A 19449-nucleotide genomic window follows, 5' to 3' on the forward strand; every position below is an offset into this window, starting at 1 on the left:
AGGCTTTTTTTCGACTTAAAATAATAATGATTAAATATCTAATAAATTAACGTGTTCAACTTGCACATCGCTCATACGTAGACCTTGATCAAGTAATTCATCAAAATACGATTCAACCACTTTGGCTTGATCAGCCGTATTTTCAACTTTATACATATTCTGACGAAACTCATTACTTGAACGTAGACCTTTGGTATACCAAGCAATATGCTTACGGGCGATACGACAGCCTGAATATTCACCATAGAACTGATACAGTTCTGCCAAATGCCCAAGTAATACCGTCTTAACTTCAGCAATATCTGGTGCAGCAAGATGCTCACCGGTTTTTAAGTAATGGGCAATTTCTCGAAATATCCAAGGTCGGCCTTGGGCTGCACGCCCAATCATAATCGCATCTGCCCCCGTATAATCCAGTACATATTTGGCTTTTTCAGGGCTATCAATATCACCATTGGCAATCAATGGGATATCAATCAGTGCTTTGACCTGCTTAATCAGTTCATAACGTGCGGTATTTAAATACATATCTTCACGGGTACGGCCATGTAAGGCCAATGCCGCAATTCCAGACTCTTCGGCACGCTTTGCCACCCGTAAAATATTTTCATGGCCATTTAAAAAACCCAATCGAGTTTTTAAAGTGACTGGCACATCCACGGCCGCAACCACAGCATCTAAAATCCGTGCGACGAGATCTTCATCTTGTAGCAATGCGGAACCCGCCAGCTTGTTACAAACCTTTTTGGCTGGACACCCCATATTGATATCCACAATTTGTGCGCCATTCGCAACTTGGTAACGTGCCGCTTCAGCAAGTTGTTCAGGATCAGAACCCGCGATTTGTGCTGAAATTGGCGCAAGCTCGCCATCAAAATTAGCCCGATACAAGCTCTTCTTACTCATACGTAGTGTCTTGTCAGCAGTCATCATTTCACTGACTGCATGTCCTGCACCAAAGTATTTACATAGCGTCCGAAAGGGTCGATCCGTCACGCCTGCCATCGGAGCAACAATCAAATTATTTGACAGTTGATATGAACCAATATACATATATTTTCTTACAATTTCTAATCAACATAGTATACTTCATTCGCCCGTTCGGCTCATCTTTTTGTGCGGTGTTGTCTTCATTATGAACCAATCGTTTTCGACTCGTCCTCTACTCAAAACATTTAGCCTTTTGGCAATCAGCATAAGCTTAACGGCTTGTGGCGATAATGCTTGGTGGTCAAATAGTAAAGAACCTGAAATGAAGGCAGAACAAATTACCAGCGTTCTTCCGCCACGTGTCAATGATCGCCAATCATGGTCACAAGATATCTTTGATATCATGCAACAACTCAGTATTCCTAAGACCAAGCAGAATGTCTGCAGCATTGTCGCTGTTGTCGATCAGGAATCAAATTTTGTTGCCGACCCTGCTGTGCCTGGATTGGGTGAGAAAGCGGTCAAAGAAATCAACACCCGACTCAAAGAAAAGTTTGAAGCCAAGCTTGGGGAAACCATTGGTGGAACTGTTGCAGGCTATTTTGAGGATGTACTCAAAAACCAACCCTCACCAGAAAACAACTACATGAGCCAAATGCGCAAAGTCAGAACCGAGCGCGAACTTGATTTACTCTATCGAGAAATTTTTGACTATATGTCGAAGCATTACCATGTCAGTGCACTGACGGGTGCAGCCAAATTAGTTGGACAAGATATCGGCGAGAAAATGAATCCAATTACAACCTTGGGTTCAATGCAAGTGCATATTAACTATGCCAAAGAACATAAACGGCAAAGTGGCAATATTGCTGAACTTCGTAATGATCTCTATACCCAGTACGGCGGCTTATATTACGGTATCCACCGCTTGATGGAATACTCTGCTGGTTATGACAAAGCCATCTATCGTTTTGCCGATTATAATTCAGGTATGTATTCTAGCCGCAACGCAGCTTTCCAGAAAATGCTTGAGGTTATACAAGAAAAAGACCTTGATTTGGATGGCGACCTGTTACTTTACAATAAAGATGGCAATCCTCAATCTGCACTGAGCCAATCTGAAAAAGAAGTGATCTCAGCGTTTACCAATAATAAAATTCTGGTGACCCCTCGTCAGATTCGTGCCGATTTAAAGAAAGAAAAAGAACAAAAGTTTGAAGATACGCAAACCTATTTAGCTGTTCAAAAACTTTATCAAAGTAAAACCAACAAAGAACCGATTTATGCAATGATGCCTGAAGTCGTTATTTCAGGCCCCAAACTGAGCCGCGACTACAACACCAATTGGTTCGCCAGTCGCGTTAATGGACGATATGAAACATGCATGCAAAGAGCGAAACGCATAAAACTCTAAATCTTGCTTTATTTGATTTTGATGGAACACTCTATCCAAGAGACAGTTTCACAGGGTTTATTTTCTTCGCTTTATCAAAACGTCATATTGTCAAAAGAGGCTTGAAAATCCTGCCATGGATTCAAGCCTACTATTTACGCCTCTACCCTGCGCATGCTATGCGCCCACGATTATTTCAGAGCATGTTTAAAGACATTTCTGCTGATGTTGTCGAGCAGCTCGCCCAAGAATATGCACTAAAGTTGATTAAACGACTTGATCAGGATTTATTACAACAACTTCAACAGCACCAACAACGCGGTGACCATATCGTGCTGGTGTCTGCTTCAGTAGACATTTACTTGGCACCCATTTGCGAATTTCTGAATATTGAACTCATCTGCACACAAACTGAAATTAAAGATGGGCTTTTAACGGGTCGTTATCGCTCAGAAGACTGTAGTCGCGAACAAAAGAAATTACGCATTTTACAGCAGTATAATTTAGCTGATTATCAAGCAATTTATGCCTATGGCAATAGTGAAGAAGATCTCGATATGCTTTCTTTGGCAGACTATCCCTATATGGTTGGGCGCGATACGACTGTTACTGTTCAATAGTCGATTGTTGAAAATCGATAGTTTGGTAACGCCTAGAAAAAAGACTATACAAGCAAATTTATTAAGCTATTATTAAATTAATATTTAACGATTTTAACAATGTTGTGAATTGACCATGACCGCTTCTGCTGCACCTCAGGCCAATATTTTAACCATTCAACAACTGAGCAAAAAATTCGGCAACCGATTTGCAGTTGATCAAGCAACTTGGTCTGCCACAAGCGGTCAGATCATTTGCTTACTTGGGCATTCGGGCTGCGGAAAAACCACCATGCTGCGCCTCATTGCTGGCTTAGAAACACCGAGTTCAGGTTCTATTCAGCTTGAAAAAGATACGCTTTGGGATAGCCAACAACACATTGCAGCTGAACAGCGAAATATCGGCTTAGTCTTTCAGGACTATGCGCTGTTCCCACATCTGAGTGTGCTGGAAAATGTCATGTTTGGCTTAGGTAAATTCCCGAAATCGCAACAACAAGAGATTGCCGAACAAGCTTTAACACATGTCTCGATGCATCATCATGCACAGAGCTACCCATACACCTTGTCTGGTGGAGAACAGCAACGTGTCGCATTGGCACGTGCGCTCGCACCTAAACCGCATGTTTTATTAATGGATGAGCCATTTTCAAATCTAGATCATCGTCTACGAGACCAAATCCGCAAAAACACGATCAGCCTGTTAAAAAAAACCGCCACCACCACTGTTATTGTCACCCATGATCCAGAAGAAGCCCTGCAAATTGCAGATCAGATTATTTTGATGCATGAAGGCAAAATCATTCAAATTGGCAGCCCAAAACAACTTTATTTACAACCTGAAACACAATTCGCTGCCCGTTATTTTTCGACTCTTAATGAAATACCCACTCAGCAAAATAATCAGCAACTGAGCACATTATTTGGTTCTATCAAACTCCCGCAGCACTTAAGCCAAACTCAGCAGTCCATTCACTGCTATTTTCGACCGCATCAACTACGCATTCAGCATCAGCAATCTGAAGGCTTTTTAGCAGCAAAAGTCATTTCAACTACCTTTATGGGACATATGCAGCAATTACATTTACAACTGAATACTGAAGCAGTTACCTTAATTGCTCAGGTTGATCACCTACAACATTTTTCAGAACAAGAAAATGTCTATGTTTCTGTTGATTTAAATACATGTTTTTACTATGCCTCTTAGCATTTAAGCCTTAATTTGCTAGATCAGCAGCTTGCTATTCAATATCCTAAATATGAGTGAGACAAAATGAAGTTACGGTTTAAGCATCGTCTAGTTTTAACGGGTCTACTTGCACTCGGGAGCAGTTGGTTACATGCCGCCCAAGTCAATCTGTACACCACCCGCGAACCAGCCTTGATTCAACCCCTACTACAAGAATTTAGTAGCAAGACAGGTGTTAAGGTCAATACGGTTTTTATCAAAGATGGTTTACTTGAGCGTGTAAAAGCCGAAGGCCGTCGCTCTCCTGCAGATGTTCTACTCACCGTTGATTTTGGCAATCTAGTCGATTTAGTCGAAGGTGGTGTGACCCAACCCATTCAATCAAAAATTTTAAATCAAGCGATTCCAGGTAATTTACGTGCTGCCAATGGACATTGGTATGCCCTATCCATGCGGGCTCGTGCGGTCTATGCATCAAAAGAACGCGCCCCATTGACTGCAATCAATTATGAAGAACTGGCCAACCCGAAATGGAAAGGTAAAATCTGTATTCGTTCTGGCAGTCATGTCTATAACACCAGCCTAATTGCGGCTTATATTGCGCATCATGGTGAAAAAGCCACTGAACAATGGCTACGTGGGGTCAAAGCCAATTTGGCACGACCAGCTAGTGGTGGTGATCGTGACGTGGCACGCGATATCTTGGGTAAAATCTGCGATATTGGTGTTGCAAACACTTACTATGTGGGTCGTATGCGTACAGGAAATGATGTTGAACAGCAACGCTGGGGCAATGCCATCAACGTCGTTCTCCCTCGTTTTAGCAATGGCGGAACCCATGTCAATGTCTCTGGTGCGGCTGTCGCCAAGAATGCACCGAATGCTCAACAAGCGATCCAGTTACTTGAGTTCTTAGCTTCTGACCACGCGCAAGCCATCTACGCACAAAGTGGCTTCGAATATCCAGTTAAACCTGGAGTCAAAATAGACCCTGTAATTGCCAGCTTTGGTAAATTGAATGTCGATACAATACGCTTGAGTGATATCGCTCGATACCGTAAAACAGCCAATCTTTTGGTCGATAAAGTACAGTTTAATCATTAAATCGCATCAGCAAGGCGGCATTAACTTGCCACCTTGCTTCACTCAGCTTCATATTCTGTAAATTGACACTCTTGATGATAAGTAATAAATCTGTATTCCCATCATTATTTTCGCTCAGTGGACTTTTCACGATACTTGCCTGCTTACCTATATTGGCGCTGATTTGGTCCGCATTACAAGGCAATAGTGAGATTTGGGAGCATTTGATTCGATATATACTGCCTCCTACATTAGTGGATACCACTTTATTATTATTGGGGGTAGGTCTACTCACGATCTTGATTGGAACAGGAAGTGCATGGCTGGTCACGGCTTATCAGTTTAGAGGACGTGCTTTTTTAAATTGGGCGCTATTACTACCATTGGCTGTCCCCACCTATATCATTGCCTATAGCTATATTGACCTGTTACATCCCATTGGCCCGATACAAAGTATGCTCGGCACTTGGTTCGGATGGGATAGACAACCGGATTGGTTTCCCAATATTCGTACCGTATGGGGATGTATTTTCTTATTAAGCTTTGTCCTGTATCCCTACGTTTATTTAAGTACCCGTGCCATGTTTCTCATGCAATCTGCCAGTTTGATTGAAGTAGCACGTAGTCTTGGCCTCAAACCGAATCAAGTTTTCACTCGCGTCGCCATTCCACTGGCTCGACCAGCCATTGCGGTAGGTGCCAGTTTAGCGCTAATGGAGACCATTAATGATATTGGTGCAACTGAGTTTTTGGGTGTAAAAACGCTGACCTTATCCATTTATTCCACATGGACCAATCAGTCCGATTTAGCCAGCGCCGCTCAAATTGCCATTTTTATGCTCATGATTATTACATTCTTGGTGATTATTGAACGGTTTGGGCGCCGTAAACAGCGCTATATGAATTCAGCACAACGTAGCAAACTCATGCCTGCTCAACCGATCACTGGTATGAAGGCATTGCTTTTGTTTGGACTTGGTTTTATTCCCGTTGCTATTGGTTTTCTCATTCCAACCAGTTATTTAGTCGCTGAATCGTATAAACGCCTACAATATGCAGGCTTTTCTCCTGAATTATTACAAGCTTCAATCAACACTTTAAGCTTGGCAAGTATTGCAACCTTCATTACAGTTCTCATCGCTTTTTTGATTGTCAGTGCCGCACGTTTTAATCAGAACACATGGTTCAGCCGTATTTCCAGCTTAGGTTATGCCATTCCTGGAACCGTCTTAGCCATTGGATTGATGCTTTCTCTGGGTGCAATTGACCATGCTGTTGCGGACTTTCTTGAGTTTCAACTGGGTATCCATACCGGATTATTATTTCTAGGCACTACTTTTACTTTAATTTATGCCTATTGTGTTCGCTTTCTCGCGATTGCGATTGGTGGCATTGAGTCCGGATACAATCGTATCCATCCTGTTTTTGATGATGCAGCAAAAAACTTGGGGCACAACCGATCCGCAACACTATGGCGAGTACATTTACCTTTATTACGCCCTGCAATGATTTCTGCTGCATTACTGATCTTTGTCGATTGTATGAAGGAATTACCCGCAACTCTCTTACTTCGACCACTGAATCTGGAGACACTGGCCACACAACTCTATGCAGAAGCATCCAGAGGAACTTATGAAGATGGTGCAATTGCCGCTTTATTGATTGTAGTGGTTGGACTCATTCCAGTCATCTTATTGGCACGTATAGGTCAATCCATCCAACAAAAATAAAATCCTTCGTTGCATCACAAAAAAAGACCTCAAATATTTGAGGTCTTTTTTAATGCCATGAGATTATAGCAATATTAATAAATGGCCATATGATCTCGATGAATCATTTCTAGCGAACGTGCTTCACCCAGTACCTGATAGACTTTTTCTGATGACAAACCTTTAATCATTTCGGCTGAACGTGAACTAAAATTCACACGTCCCACGGCAATACGACCACCGTTTTTATCGACGCATTCAACCACATCACCACGATCAAAATGCCCTTCAATTGCTTTAACGCCAACGGGTAACAGACTACGATGTTTCAGCTTAATCGCTTCAACCGCACCATCATCAATCACCAAACGACCCGCAGTTTGCAAATGCGCAGCCAGCCATTGCTGATGTGCAGTCACACGGTCATTGTCAGTGGTGAATAAGGTACCCAACATCTCACCCGCCATTAAGCGTGCCAACACGTTGTCGCTTTCACCACTGGCAATCAAAGTTGGACAACCTGATCGTGCTGCAAGACGTGCTGCACGGACTTTGGTAACCATGCCTCCACGACCTAGCACACCGCCACCGCCTGCCATTTCAAACAGGCTATCATCCAATGCACGAACAGCAGAGAACAATTTAGCATTTGGATTGCTACGCGGATCTGAGTCAAACATGCCTTGTTGGTCGGTCAGAATAATCAATAATTCCGCTTGTACTTGTCCTGCAACCATCGCCGCCAAAGTATCATTATCACCAAAGCGAATTTCATCAGTTGATACGGTGTCATTTTCATTGATGACAGGAATGACATGCCAATCAATCAGGTTTTGCAAAGCATCACAAGAGTTGAGATAACGACGACGATCAGCAAGATCATCATGTGTAAGTAACACTTGTGCCGTTTGAATACCATGTTGATCCAATACGCTAGACCAAGTATGGATCAAGCCCATTTGACCAATGGCAGCACAAGCTTGCAAACTGGGTAGATCAGTGGGTCGACTCGCAAGTTTCATGCGTACCATCCCTTCTGCCACTGCACCTGAAGACACGAGAATAATCTCATGTCCAGCATTGTGTAGATCTGCAATTTGTTTCGCCCAATGCGAAATTGCATTTAAATCTAAACCTTGCCCATTTGCAGTCAGTAAAGATGATCCGATTTTAACAACGATTCGTTTACACGCATTGAGCTGACGTTGCCCATCGACCACTTCTATCATTTTTCCCTCGGTTTACTAGTCACGAATGTAGATACTTTCTACATCGCCTTCATCCTCATCATCATCAAAGTCTTCATCATCGTCCAAGCCTGCTTCACGCTGAGCTTTACGCAGGGCACGATAGGCTTCTTTTGCTGCGATGGTTTGTTCACGTGTTTCAGCTTCAAGCTGCTCACGGAATGCTTTCACTTCTGCTGCATATTCAGGATCTTCAAGTTCACGCTCACGTTGCTGCTCGATCTGATCCATTAAGTAATACACAACATCTTTGGTTCCTTCTGACATCAAACCAGATGTCTTAAATACAGGACCCTTCCACTGCAATTCATCAAGAATGTGCTGACACCATTCTTCTTTAGACTCTTCAGGCAATTGGTCAAGTTTGTTCAACACCAATACCACTGGAAGTTTTGCCAGTGTTGGAGAGAACTTCTCTAATTCACCTAAAATTGCGCGTGCATTGTGTGCAGGATCTGAACCGTCAATGGGTTGAACATCCACAATATGCAACAAGATACGCGTACGCGCCAAATGCTTCAGGAAGCGAATCCCTAGACCAGCACCTTCAGCAGCACCTTCGATCAATCCTGGAATATCTGCCATCACAAATGAACGATGACGATCCGCATCAACCACGCCAAGATTTGGAACCATCGTGGTAAACGGATAATCAGCAACTTTTGGTTTTGCCGCGCTGACTGCACGAATAAATGTTGATTTACCCGCATTCGGCATACCCAGTAAGCCGACATCTGCCAATACTTTCAACTCTAAACGAACTTCGCGGTATTCACCTTTAATCCCATGCGTACACTTACGTGGCGAACGGTTGGTTGATGATTTAAAGTGAGTATTTCCTAAACCACCATCACCACCATGGGCAACTTTTACACGCTGACCATCAGCAATCAAGTCACCAATGATGTCGCCAGATTCAGTATCAACGATGGTTGTACCAACAGGTACTTTTAAAATAACGTCTTCACCGCCACGGCCAGAACAATTCGCACCCGAACCATTTTTACCGCGTTCTGCACGATAACGACGTGTATAACGGTAATCTACAAGTGTGCTGGTATCATCATCTGCTTGGATGTAAATACTTCCGCCACGTCCCCCATCTCCGCCATCTGGACCACCAAAAGGGACAAATTTTTCACGGCGAAAACTGGCTACGCCATTGCCACCGTCGCCAGCCTCTACGATAATGACTGCTTCATCAACAAAGCGCATGTGCCAATCCTCAAACTCTTAAAAGCGGACTATTTTGCCACATTTTAAGAAAATTCTCGAATAGAAAAATCAGCAAATTGATTTTTTTAAACTTATTCTTTGTTCAATCTGTATTTTTACTATTTTTAATACTTACAAAAGACAGTGAGAACTTAATTCATCGCAAAATTAACGTCTGGCCAATAACAATGCACTGAGACTAAAGTCCCTTTTTTCTCAACATCGAGTCCAGCATATTCTTTGTTTTGCTGAAAATTAAATTTGAGCTTGGCAAAGTTCTTTTGCGCTTTAAGCGTCGATAAATCAAAGTAAAGTGTTTGATTCATTTGCTTCGCCATATTTCCATAAGAAAACTCAATTTTCTTCACTGGAACACCAAGATACTCAACATTCTTTAAGAAGAAGGTATTGCTGACGTAAGCTCGCTCCTCAACAAATTTATTTTTAATAACATAAGGCTTTATCACTTTAGCAACGCTAGGAAATTCATATAGATCATAATCATCACGGATAGCACAATCTTTTTCATAACGATCCTGCATAAATAGCTTCAAATCATATACCGCTGCTTTTGTATAAGTTGGAACCACAACCAAACTGATTAACAAAGCCCCAAAAGATTTTTTCATTTTATTTGTCTCTTTTAAATGATAAAAAATGATTAACAATATAGCGTCTATGGCCTGACATTCTTTAACGGTAATTCCATCTGCATATCCAAATTGGCTTTGGTTTGCTGTACCGAGTTATACATGATCGCATCGAAAGAAGAAATATTGCTCATGTTAATCGCATCATTCATATAAAAGCTTGGCTTAAATTGATGCTTCACAGGTAAATCAACTGACTCATCAAAAGCAAAATAAACCGGCCCATCAAACACAATTTTCACAGGAACGGTATACGTGCGTTTCAATTGAAATGGAATATCCAATTTGACAGGAATATCCAGGCTCAAAGGAAACTTGGGTAATAATTTATTTTGATAGATCAAATCTGTACTGGTTTCAATCGGTACCACTTCATCGACTTTCAACATGGTTTCGTAGTTGATATCCACGGTAATTGGCGTTTCTACCTCAAAACTCAGATCGGCCAAATACTTCCCTTTTAATGGCAAGTGTAAGGTTCGATCAATATTCAAAACCGTATTGAGCTGACCTTCCGATTTCACTCTTAAATGATCACCGACTTGAATCTTAGTTCCCAAAGACTCAGGCAAACGAATATCCGCTTGCTGGGCGGAAACAATCAAGGACGCCTGAATATTCAAATAGAACCAAAATAAAATCGCCACCAAAGTGGTCACGATCACAAAACTGATCAATAAGCTTTTAAGCGATTTGGTGATATCCATTACTCACCTGCTTTTAAATCATGTTGAGCGGCTGGCACTTCGACAGGTGGTGCTTTGACACGATCCAAATACATGGTCGAGAGCGGAATTTTTAATTCTCCCTGTGCAATTTTAACAGGTAAGGTATTTTTAACATCCACCGAGGCATTCAGCTCAGAGGTAATCGGAACATTCAAATTGCCTTGAATTGGAATATTGGCATTCAGTTGCGCTTTCAACGGAATATTCAAGTTTTCCTTGAGTTCGGTACGCACAGGCGCATCAAACTTTAAATGGACTTTTTGCTGTAAAGGCACTTGAATATCAATCGGCACGTCCAATTGCAATGGAATCGAACCTTTTAAGGGCAAAGTCACATCTTTACCCAGAATTTTAACCTGAACCTTGGTATCAATCGGTAGGCTTTGATTGACCTTAATGGTTTCTTTCACAGGAATCGTGGTACTGATCGGGACAACATTATCGAAATAAACCCGTGGCGTCAGTGTTTGAGTCAGTGGAACATTGAGTTGTTCATTAATTGGGATCTTGGCATCGACACGTCCATTCACATCCACATTGAGCGCATCTTTAACTTTGACCCGAACCTGTAACGGTTCTTGCAAGTCGATTGCGACATCTTGATTCTTCAATGGAATATAAATATTAAAATGCTTAAACACCCACATTGCGATGTATACGCCACACAAGTTGGCAACCACAATTAAAGCAAATACCACGAACAAACGTCTGAACTGCAACAATGATCTATCCTTCGATTAATTATTTCCCTTTTCCCCTATTCTTATCGATTTTTATGTTTAATTCAGCATATATTCTGTACAGTCAATAAAAAAGCCCAGTTAAAAACTGGGCTTTTTGTTATCGCTTTGCGAACAAATTATGCATTTGTTTCAGCAGGAACTTTCGCATAGCTCACGCCACACATTTGTTCAGCAATACGTAATACTTGGCAGCTATAACCCACTTCGTTATCGTACCAAACATAAGCAGTTAAACGTGTACCAGAAGCGATTGTTGCTTGCGCATCAAAAACACCCGCTGTACGCGAACCAATAAAGTCGCTTGATACAACTTCAGTGGAGTTGGTATAGCCGATTTGACCTTGTAACTTCGAGTTGATCGAGATTTGACGAATGTATTCGTTCACTTCTTCACGATCAATTTCTTTCTCTAAATTCAAGTTCAGGATTGCAAGTGAAACGTTTGGAGTCGGTACACGGACCGAGTTACCTGTTAACTTGCCTTTAAGACCTGGCAATGCTTTTGCAACGGCTTTTGCAGCACCAGTTTCAGTAATCACCATGTTCAATGTTGCAGCACGACCACGACGGTCTGCTTTATGGTAGTTATCAATTAAGTTTTGGTCGTTTGTGAACGAGTGAACTGTTTCAACATGACCATTTAATACTTTGTATTTGTCGTCTAAAACTTTTAACACAGGTGTAATTGCGTTAGTTGTACAGCTTGCAGCAGAGATAATCTTGTCTTCATCTAAGATATCACCGTTGTTCACACCAAATACAACGTTTTTCATTTCGCCTTTACTTGGTGCAGTTAAGACGACACGTGCAATACCAGCACATTTCAAGTGTTGGCTTAAGCCTTCAGCATCACGCCATTTACCTGTATTGTCGATCAGAAGTGCGTTATCAATACCATAAGCGGTGTAATCTACTTCGCTTGGGCTTGATGCATAAATCACTTTAATGAATTGTCCATTTGCAATGATTGCTTCGTTTTCTTCATCAACAGAAATCGTACCGTCGAAAGTACCGTGAATCGAGTCGCGACGTAATAAAGAAGCACGTTTCGCCAAGTCACCGTCAGAAGATTTACGGACTACAATTGCTTTTAAGCTTAAACCACGGCCTAAACCTGATTGGCTGATGATTAAGCGCGCCAAGATACGACCGATACGACCAAAACCGTAAAGGACAACATCTTTAGGTGCAGCAGTTGCAGCATTGCCTTGAATTGAAGCAACCGCTTGTGCAACAAAAGCGTCTACATCGCCACCTTGGTTTTTATATTCAACAGCAAGTTTACCGATATCAACTTCAGCCGAACCGATATTGTCAACTTTCATTAACGCTTCCAAAATTGGGAAGGTATTTACCACTGAAAGTTCAACATCAAGCATACGTGTGCGACGATGCGTTTTAAGAATTTGAATAACCGAACGGTTAATTAAAGAGCGTCCATAAACAGAAACAACAATATTTTTCTCACGGTATAATTGACCGATTAAGGTAATCATACGTTCCGCGATTTCTTCACGGTTTTTCCAACGACCTTGGTGTTCAGCGTGTAGGGCAACGATTGTTTCTTTGCTCACAGTTACGTCCTCTAATTTATATATACTGGGCGTGAATTTTTAAAACGCCATTATTGTAATAGAATTATCATCAAGATTGAATCAAAAGCTGTTAAACGGGCTAAGATTTTGTCCTAATTGACTATAAATTCATAAAATACCTATAATTATTTTTGTGAATTTTGGTAAAAATCTTTTCCTATCATCATAATAGCGCTGGTTTCGCTCACAGCAATAACAATTTTACTGATCATTCTGATGCTCAAATCAGCTTTTTTGCTCTTTATCGTCTAGATTTACACGTTGTGAATACTGTTTTAGATTTAATTCTAAATGTTGTTTACGCAACTTCTGCTGATATAGATGCACTGCCCCTTCAATCACCAATACCAACACAGCCAACCAAATCGGGATATAAGTCAGCCATTCATCTGCACCGATTTTTTCACCGATCAATAAAGAAACCAATGCCAATAAAACAGGCTCTAGATAGCCCAGTAAACCAAAAATAATCAAAGGCAAGTAGCGGCTGGCAAGAATATAACTCCCCAAACCAATCGCACTTAATAGCCCTAGTCCAATCACCACCACAATGAGACTTGGATGCTCCAAGAATTTGAGATATGACATCTCGCCGGTTTGAATAAAGAAAATCGCAATCGGTAAAATCAACATGAGATCCCACCAAAAACCACCCAAGTGATCAGTTTGAATTTTTTTACGCAACACAAAGTAAGCAGCATAACCCAATGCAACAAAAGCAGTTTCCCAAGCAATACTGCCTAAACGCCATATTTCATGCCCAACCCCAAATACGGCGAGCAATACAGCGACATATTGGAACTTAGAAAGTTTCTCTCCGTATAAAAAACTTCCAGCCAGCACCAAAACCAAAGGTAAAAGAAAATAACCCAGGGAAACTTGCAACCCTCTGCCATGCATAGGAGCCCAGAGAAATAGCCAGAGCTGAGCAGAAGTGAGCACCGAGGTGGTCAATAAAAGCAATAATAAGCTGGGATTGGCAAGAATTCGCTTAAACACGGTTTTGATCAGGGATAAATCACCACTCAACCACATAAATAGTGTCAGAAATGGAATGGTAGCAATAATTCGCCAACCAAAGGTTTGCTCACTATCCAAAGAACCGAGGAATTGACTATAAAAATAGAGAACACCAAAAGTGACAGAAGCCAAAATTGAATAAGCAATTCCTTTAATCATTTTCAGCCTCTACTTGAAGAATATTTTAAAAAGTACGTGATTTATCCACTATATAAAATAAAAAAAACCATGCATGCATGGTTTTTCAACAAGTATAGCTGATTTAATGATGTTCAGGATAAATAACATCACCAATATCATAACCTAATGATTTCGCATAATTTAAATATTCATTAATCACTTCTTTTTTCGGGTTTGGAATACGTGAAAGCACCCATAAATATTTACGACGCGGCTCCCCCACCAGTACAGTTTGATAATCAGCATCGAGTTTTAAAATCCAGTAATCACCACGGATTACAGGTACCCAACGCACCACTTCGGGTAAAAAACTGACACGCAATTTACTGTTAAAGGGCGCATTGGCGACAAATGCCTCACCTAGACTTTGCTGAAGATTTCCATCACTGTCATAGCATTTATTATCGACAACAATATTGCCATTTTCATTTAAGGTATAAGTTGCGGTCACGTTATAGGCGCACTTACGCTCAAAAAACATCGGTTTTCGAGCCACTTCATACCATACACCCAAATATTTATCGAGTTCGACCTTATCTACTGTTGGCAACGGTTTTGCTTGTGCATAAGCAATCGTTCCAACTGCCAATCCTGTTAAGACAGCCCCACCAATCGCAATCTTTGCAAGGCGCCAACTCGCTTTCGGGAAATTTTTAATAAAAGGCATGAGAAATCCTCAAAACAGTAATTTGTTATCAATAGTCATATAGTTAGCAATTTAAAATAGCTTACTTTGTGAACAAAAACTGTTGCGATATGTATCCCTCTTGAGGATTTCTCTCCCAGATTAAGATTGCAACATATGCGCTTTGAGACGGACAATCTCATCGCGTAATCTTGCCGCCTGCTCAAACTGGAGCTCTTTCGAGGCTTTTAACATTTCCTTTTCCAGTTTGCCAATATGCTTTGCAAACAGTTTTGGATCTGATAACAAATGTTGCTCATCCGCACTGATCGCCTGCGCTTGCTCAAGCACTTTTTCATCAATTTCATCATCAGTTAGCACTTCGCCTGTATCGATTTCCTTGATTGCTTGGCGTACCGCACTACGTGGGGTAATCCCATGTAATTCATTAAATTCAATTTGTTTATTGCGACGACGGTCTGTTTCATCAATTGCTTTACGCATCGAGTCAGTCATACGATCGGCATATAAGATTGCTTTACCTTTGACATTACGCGCCGCACGACCAATGGTTTGAATCAATGAACGCTCTGAACGCAAGAAGCCTTCTTTATCCGCATCTAGGATTGCAACCAATGACACTTCGGGCATATCCAGACCTTCACGCAGCAAGTTAATCCCGACCAATACATCATGCACACCAGTACGTAATTCGTGAATAATTTTCACACGCTCAACGGTATCGATATCCGAATGCAGATAAGCGACTTTAACGCCATATTCTTTCAGATATGATGTTAAATCCTCAGCCATACGTTTGGTTAAAGTCGTGACCAGCACACGTTCATTCAACTGTTTACGAATATTGATTTCAGAAAGCACATCATCCACTTGGGTCAGCACTGGGCGGACTTCAATTTCAGGATCAATCAAGCCTGTTGGACGAACCACCTGTTCAACAATTTGCTCTGACTTTTCCAATTCATAATTTGCAGGCGTGGCACTAACAAAGACCGTGGTTGGAACAATCCGCTCCCACTCCTCAAATTTCATTGGACGGTTATCCAATGCACTCGGCAAGCGGAAACCATAATTGACCAAGTTTTCCTTACGCGAACGGTCACCTTTGTACATCGCACCAATTTGTGGAACAGTGACATGTGACTCATCAATAATCAACAACGCATCTTCAGGGATATAATCAAACAGTGTGGGTGGTGCTTCACCTGCTCCTCGACCAGAAAGATGGCGCGAGTAGTTTTCAATCCCATTGGTATAACCCAACTGTTGCATCATCTCTAAATCATAACGTGTACGCTGTTCAATCCGCTGAGCCTCTAATAATTTGTCATGCTCTTTGAAGAATTTAAGCTGATCTTTCAACTCATCTTTGATGGTATCAATCGCACGTGTTAAATGATCTTTCGGGGTCACATAATGACTTTTTGGATAAATGGTCACGCGAGGAACTTTACGCACCAACTTTCCTGTCAGTGGGTCAAACCAGCGAATCGAATCGACCTCATCATCAAACAACTCCACCCGAATCGCATCTTTATCCGACTCAGCAGGGAAAATATCAATGATTTCTCCCCGAATGCGATAAGTACCTCGTAAAAATTCCAGTTCATTACGGGTATATTGCATTTCCACCAAACGGCGGATGATCTCATCACGACTGACGCGATCACCTTGCACGATATGCAATAGCATTTGCATATAGGCATTTGGATCACCTAAACCATAAATTGCAGAAACCGAAGCGACAATAATGGCGTCACGACGTTCTAATAAAGCACGTGTTGCCGAAAGACGCATTTGGTCAATGTGATCGTTGATCGCCGAATCTTTTTCAATAAAGGTGTCTGAAGATGGGACGTATGCCTCAGGCTGATAGTAATCGTAATAACTGACGAAATACTCCACCGCATTATTCGGGAAAAAGGCTTTAAACTCTCCATAGAGTTGCGCTGCAAGTGTCTTGTTATGGGCCATAATAATGGTTGGCCGTTGCGTTTGGGCAATCACATTGGCCATGGTATAGGTCTTACCTGACCCTGTTACACCAAGCAGTAATTGATTACGAAAACCTTGATCAATACCATTGACCAATTTCTGAATCGCCTGCGGTTGATCCCCCGCAGGTTGAAAGTTGGTGACTAACTCAAAAGGTTGGTTTTCGCTCACGAGACTTCTCTTTGCTGAATATGTGCTATTAATGGCGTCATTGGATAGAATTTACAATCTATTTTAGCGACTTTAATACGTTTTTAGATGTAACGCTTAAATTTCAATGATTATTTTCAAATTCACATATTTATTTACTTAAAAAGTACGGCTAATTTTATATTTCCAACTAAAAAGATTGAATTTTTATACAAAAGCACATTAATCTATGCGCTTCAAAAATATCAAGAACTTTATTTTTTTTTGTGAATTCAGTTAATACACAATATTTTATATTAATCGTTCCCAGCTGCCTATTTTTCATAGGCTTAGCATTTACATTTTGCCGCTTAATTTTTAAAGCTGAGATTTTTTTATTATGGATTGGTTTGGCTTACGCGATTCCCTCCATAGCACTTTTTATACAATGTTTAATGAGCAACCCGCAACTGACGATTGCTGCCCCATTCACTGCAATTCTTTATTTATTAGGTAGTTGGCTCGGTGCATATGCCATCAGCATTAAATTAAATACGTCTTTCAATCATTACATCGCTTTAACGCTCTCAGTCTTTGCCATTATTACACTGGCCTACTTTTCCTATATAAATCCGCAGATATGGCTAAGGTTGATTATTTTGAACGCCAGCTTAGGATTGATTGGCTTTATTAGCATTCCTGCGGTATTAAAATTTCTACCTAGCAGCAAATCATTTAATCGCTGGATTTTGATTTTTTATCTGCTGAATGTTTCCTATTCTTTTTGTCGTGCCATCATTAATTTTATCTTCTTAGATAGCATTGATCGAGACCATATCATCCTCACCTCTTCAACATGGTGGTTATTGGGGATGTCAGTCAATATTATTTTAAATATTCTATTCGCAATCGTCATCAGTGGCGGCGCGGTCAAGGATGTCATTCAGCATCTCAACAATGAGCGCCTAGAAGACCCATTAACACAATTGCTTAATCGGCGAGGTTTTTTCGAAAAAAGCGAAAAGCTCGCGTTCGGCAATCACTGTTATTTCTTAGTTTGCTTAGATCTTGATCACTTTAAATCAATTAATGATACATGGGGACATTATGTGGGTGATCAGGTCTTACAAAAAGTCAGCCGAGTCATGTTACAGCACAAAAAACCAAATGATCTAATGGCACGTTTTGGTGGTGAAGAGTTTATTTGCTTAATCTCTGCCAAAGATGCGACTGAGGCACTGTCACGAACAAAACAGCTCAAAATACGGCTTGAACAAAGTACATTTACCAACCATAAAATTAAAATGACGGCCAGTTATGGCCTCACGCAAATACATAGCTTTGATGAAATTGAACAAGGATTGCAGCGCGCAGATGATTTACTTTATCAAGCAAAAGAGAATGGACGTAATCAAATTTCGTTCGATCTAATGACCTAAACAAACACTTTAGGATTTTAACTGCCTTGAAATGAATCAGTCGATACGAAACAAGGCTTCAAAATAAAATATAAAAGAAAAGTACAAACAGCGCTTGACCCTTTGCATAATCAACTGCAACATGAACTTATACTCTATTGCAATGATAAAAATATGGCTTACCAATACCATGACGAAACAATAGTAACCGAACTCCCTGAAGATACTGTCTTTGTTTTCGGCAGTAATTTAGCAGGTATCCATGACAGTGGTGCAGCTCGTGTCGCAGCACAACACTTTGCTGCAGTCAAAGGCGTTGGGCGTGGATGGGCTGGGCAGACTTTTGCGATCCCGACACTGAATGAACACCTACAACAAATGCCATTGGCTCAAATTGAGCATTATGTAGAAGACTTTAAAGTCTATGCAAAGCACCATCCCAAAATGAAATATTTTTTAACCGCTTTGGGTTGCGGGATTGCAGGTTATAAAGTGTCTGAAATTGCCCCTTTATTCAAAGGGATTCATTCCAATGTGATTTTCCCCGAATCATTTCGCCCTTATATTGAAGAAGATGCTGTTTCCCAATTTCCAGACTTAACTGCTGATGCGGTTCATGCCTTTATTTCAGATGAGGTGATTTTCTACTTCGATCATGGCTATGAGTCCTTCGAAGAAGCACTTGATCAAACCAATTTAAGCCCCGCAGAAAAAGCCATTGCTTTGATTGTTTTGAATGAAGAACTCTACCCACGTGACCGTTATGGTCGTGGTCGAGAACATGAGATTAACGATATTTTAGGCAAATTAAACGGCAAAATTTTCAATTTCCATAACAATGCAGAAGGTGCCATGACCTTTGTCAGTGTAATTATTGCATTAATGGAATTGTATGATATTGATGAGTACGATTTTCTCAAACTTTGGCGCGGCGAGTTACAAATACAACATCCTTTAAACCGCCGCCCTTAATCAAAAAA

Annotated in this window: 17 protein-coding genes; 7 read left to right on the plus strand and 10 right to left on the minus strand. The window is 41.0% G+C overall.

Annotation, left to right across the window (positions count from 1 at the left end):
• Positions 1-30 precede the first annotated feature (30 nt).
• Positions 31-1053: a tRNA dihydrouridine synthase DusB gene (gene dusB / locus F957_RS09035; RefSeq protein WP_016540517.1), complete on the minus strand. Its 1023-nt coding sequence runs from the start codon at positions 1051-1053 to the stop codon at positions 31-33.
• 82 nt (positions 1054-1135) lie between these two features.
• Between dusB and F957_RS09030 the strand changes: the two genes are divergently transcribed.
• From F957_RS09030 to F957_RS09010, 5 genes are all read left to right on the plus strand, one after another.
• Positions 1136-2344 (plus strand): DUF1615 family protein, encoded by a 1209-nt coding sequence (locus F957_RS09030; RefSeq protein ID WP_016540516.1) that lies wholly within the window; start codon positions 1136-1138, stop codon positions 2342-2344.
• On the plus strand, positions 2311-2943 hold the full coding sequence (locus F957_RS09025; RefSeq protein WP_016540515.1) for an HAD-IB family hydrolase: 633 nt from the start codon (positions 2311-2313) through the stop codon (positions 2941-2943). The genes F957_RS09030 and F957_RS09025 overlap by 34 nt, the downstream gene beginning before the upstream one ends.
• 115 nt (positions 2944-3058) lie before the next feature.
• A complete protein-coding gene (locus F957_RS09020; protein WP_016540514.1) occupies positions 3059-4129 on the plus strand; it encodes an ABC transporter ATP-binding protein in 1071 nt (356 codons plus the stop codon).
• 66 nt (positions 4130-4195) lie between these two features.
• The gene (locus F957_RS09015; RefSeq protein ID WP_016540513.1) at positions 4196-5215 is read left to right on the plus strand and encodes a Fe(3+) ABC transporter substrate-binding protein; all 1020 of its coding nucleotides are present in this window, start codon (positions 4196-4198) and stop codon (positions 5213-5215) included.
• A 74-nt stretch (positions 5216-5289) separates the two neighbouring features.
• Positions 5290-6924, plus strand: coding sequence for an ABC transporter permease (locus tag F957_RS09010; protein WP_016660380.1), 1635 nt, complete (start codon positions 5290-5292; stop codon positions 6922-6924).
• Between the two features lie 74 nt (positions 6925-6998).
• Here the strand turns inward: F957_RS09010 and proB are convergent, their stop codons facing one another.
• From proB to uvrB, 9 genes are all read right to left on the minus strand, one after another.
• Positions 6999-8132: a glutamate 5-kinase gene (gene proB / locus F957_RS09005; protein WP_016540511.1), complete on the minus strand. Its 1134-nt coding sequence runs from the start codon at positions 8130-8132 to the stop codon at positions 6999-7001.
• Between the two features lie 15 nt (positions 8133-8147).
• On the minus strand, positions 8148-9365 hold the full coding sequence (gene cgtA / locus F957_RS09000; protein ID WP_016540510.1) for an Obg family GTPase CgtA: 1218 nt from the start codon (positions 9363-9365) through the stop codon (positions 8148-8150).
• A gap of 152 nt (positions 9366-9517) precedes the next feature.
• Complete coding sequence (locus tag F957_RS08995; RefSeq protein ID WP_016540509.1) at positions 9518-9994, minus strand: hypothetical protein; 477 nt, start codon at positions 9992-9994, stop codon at positions 9518-9520.
• A 47-nt stretch (positions 9995-10041) separates the two neighbouring features.
• Positions 10042-10722: a hypothetical protein gene (locus tag F957_RS08990; protein WP_016540508.1), complete on the minus strand. Its 681-nt coding sequence runs from the start codon at positions 10720-10722 to the stop codon at positions 10042-10044.
• The gene (locus tag F957_RS08985) at positions 10722-11465 is read right to left on the minus strand and encodes a hypothetical protein (protein ID WP_016660381.1); all 744 of its coding nucleotides are present in this window, start codon (positions 11463-11465) and stop codon (positions 10722-10724) included. Before F957_RS08985 ends, F957_RS08990 begins: the two co-directional genes overlap by 1 nt.
• Positions 11466-11602: 137 nt before the next feature.
• Entirely contained in the window at positions 11603-13060 is a 1458-nt protein-coding gene (locus tag F957_RS08980) for a glyceraldehyde-3-phosphate dehydrogenase (RefSeq protein WP_016540506.1), read from the minus strand.
• Between the two features lie 246 nt (positions 13061-13306).
• Positions 13307-14260 (minus strand): EamA family transporter RarD, encoded by a 954-nt coding sequence (rarD, locus tag F957_RS08975; protein ID WP_016540505.1) that lies wholly within the window; start codon positions 14258-14260, stop codon positions 13307-13309.
• Positions 14261-14363: 103 nt separating this feature from the next.
• Positions 14364-14948, minus strand: a complete 585-nt coding sequence (locus tag F957_RS08970) for a lipocalin family protein (protein ID WP_016540504.1) — start codon at positions 14946-14948, stop codon at positions 14364-14366.
• A 120-nt stretch (positions 14949-15068) separates the two neighbouring features.
• A complete protein-coding gene (gene uvrB, locus F957_RS08965; RefSeq protein WP_016540503.1) occupies positions 15069-17093 on the minus strand; it encodes an excinuclease ABC subunit UvrB in 2025 nt (674 codons plus the stop codon).
• 413 nt (positions 17094-17506) lie between these two features.
• On the opposite strand from uvrB, the gene F957_RS08960 reads away from it, so the two are divergent.
• Positions 17507-18490: a GGDEF domain-containing protein gene (locus tag F957_RS08960; RefSeq protein WP_016540502.1), complete on the plus strand. Its 984-nt coding sequence runs from the start codon at positions 17507-17509 to the stop codon at positions 18488-18490.
• Positions 18491-18643: 153 nt separating this feature from the next.
• Positions 18644-19441 (plus strand): A1S_2505 family phage non-structural protein, encoded by a 798-nt coding sequence (locus F957_RS08955; RefSeq protein ID WP_016540501.1) that lies wholly within the window; start codon positions 18644-18646, stop codon positions 19439-19441.
• Positions 19442-19449 lie beyond the last annotated feature (8 nt).

The organism is Acinetobacter gyllenbergii CIP 110306 = MTCC 11365 (assembly GCF_000413855.1).
In the GTDB taxonomy this organism is placed as follows: domain Bacteria; phylum Pseudomonadota; class Gammaproteobacteria; order Pseudomonadales; family Moraxellaceae; genus Acinetobacter; species Acinetobacter gyllenbergii.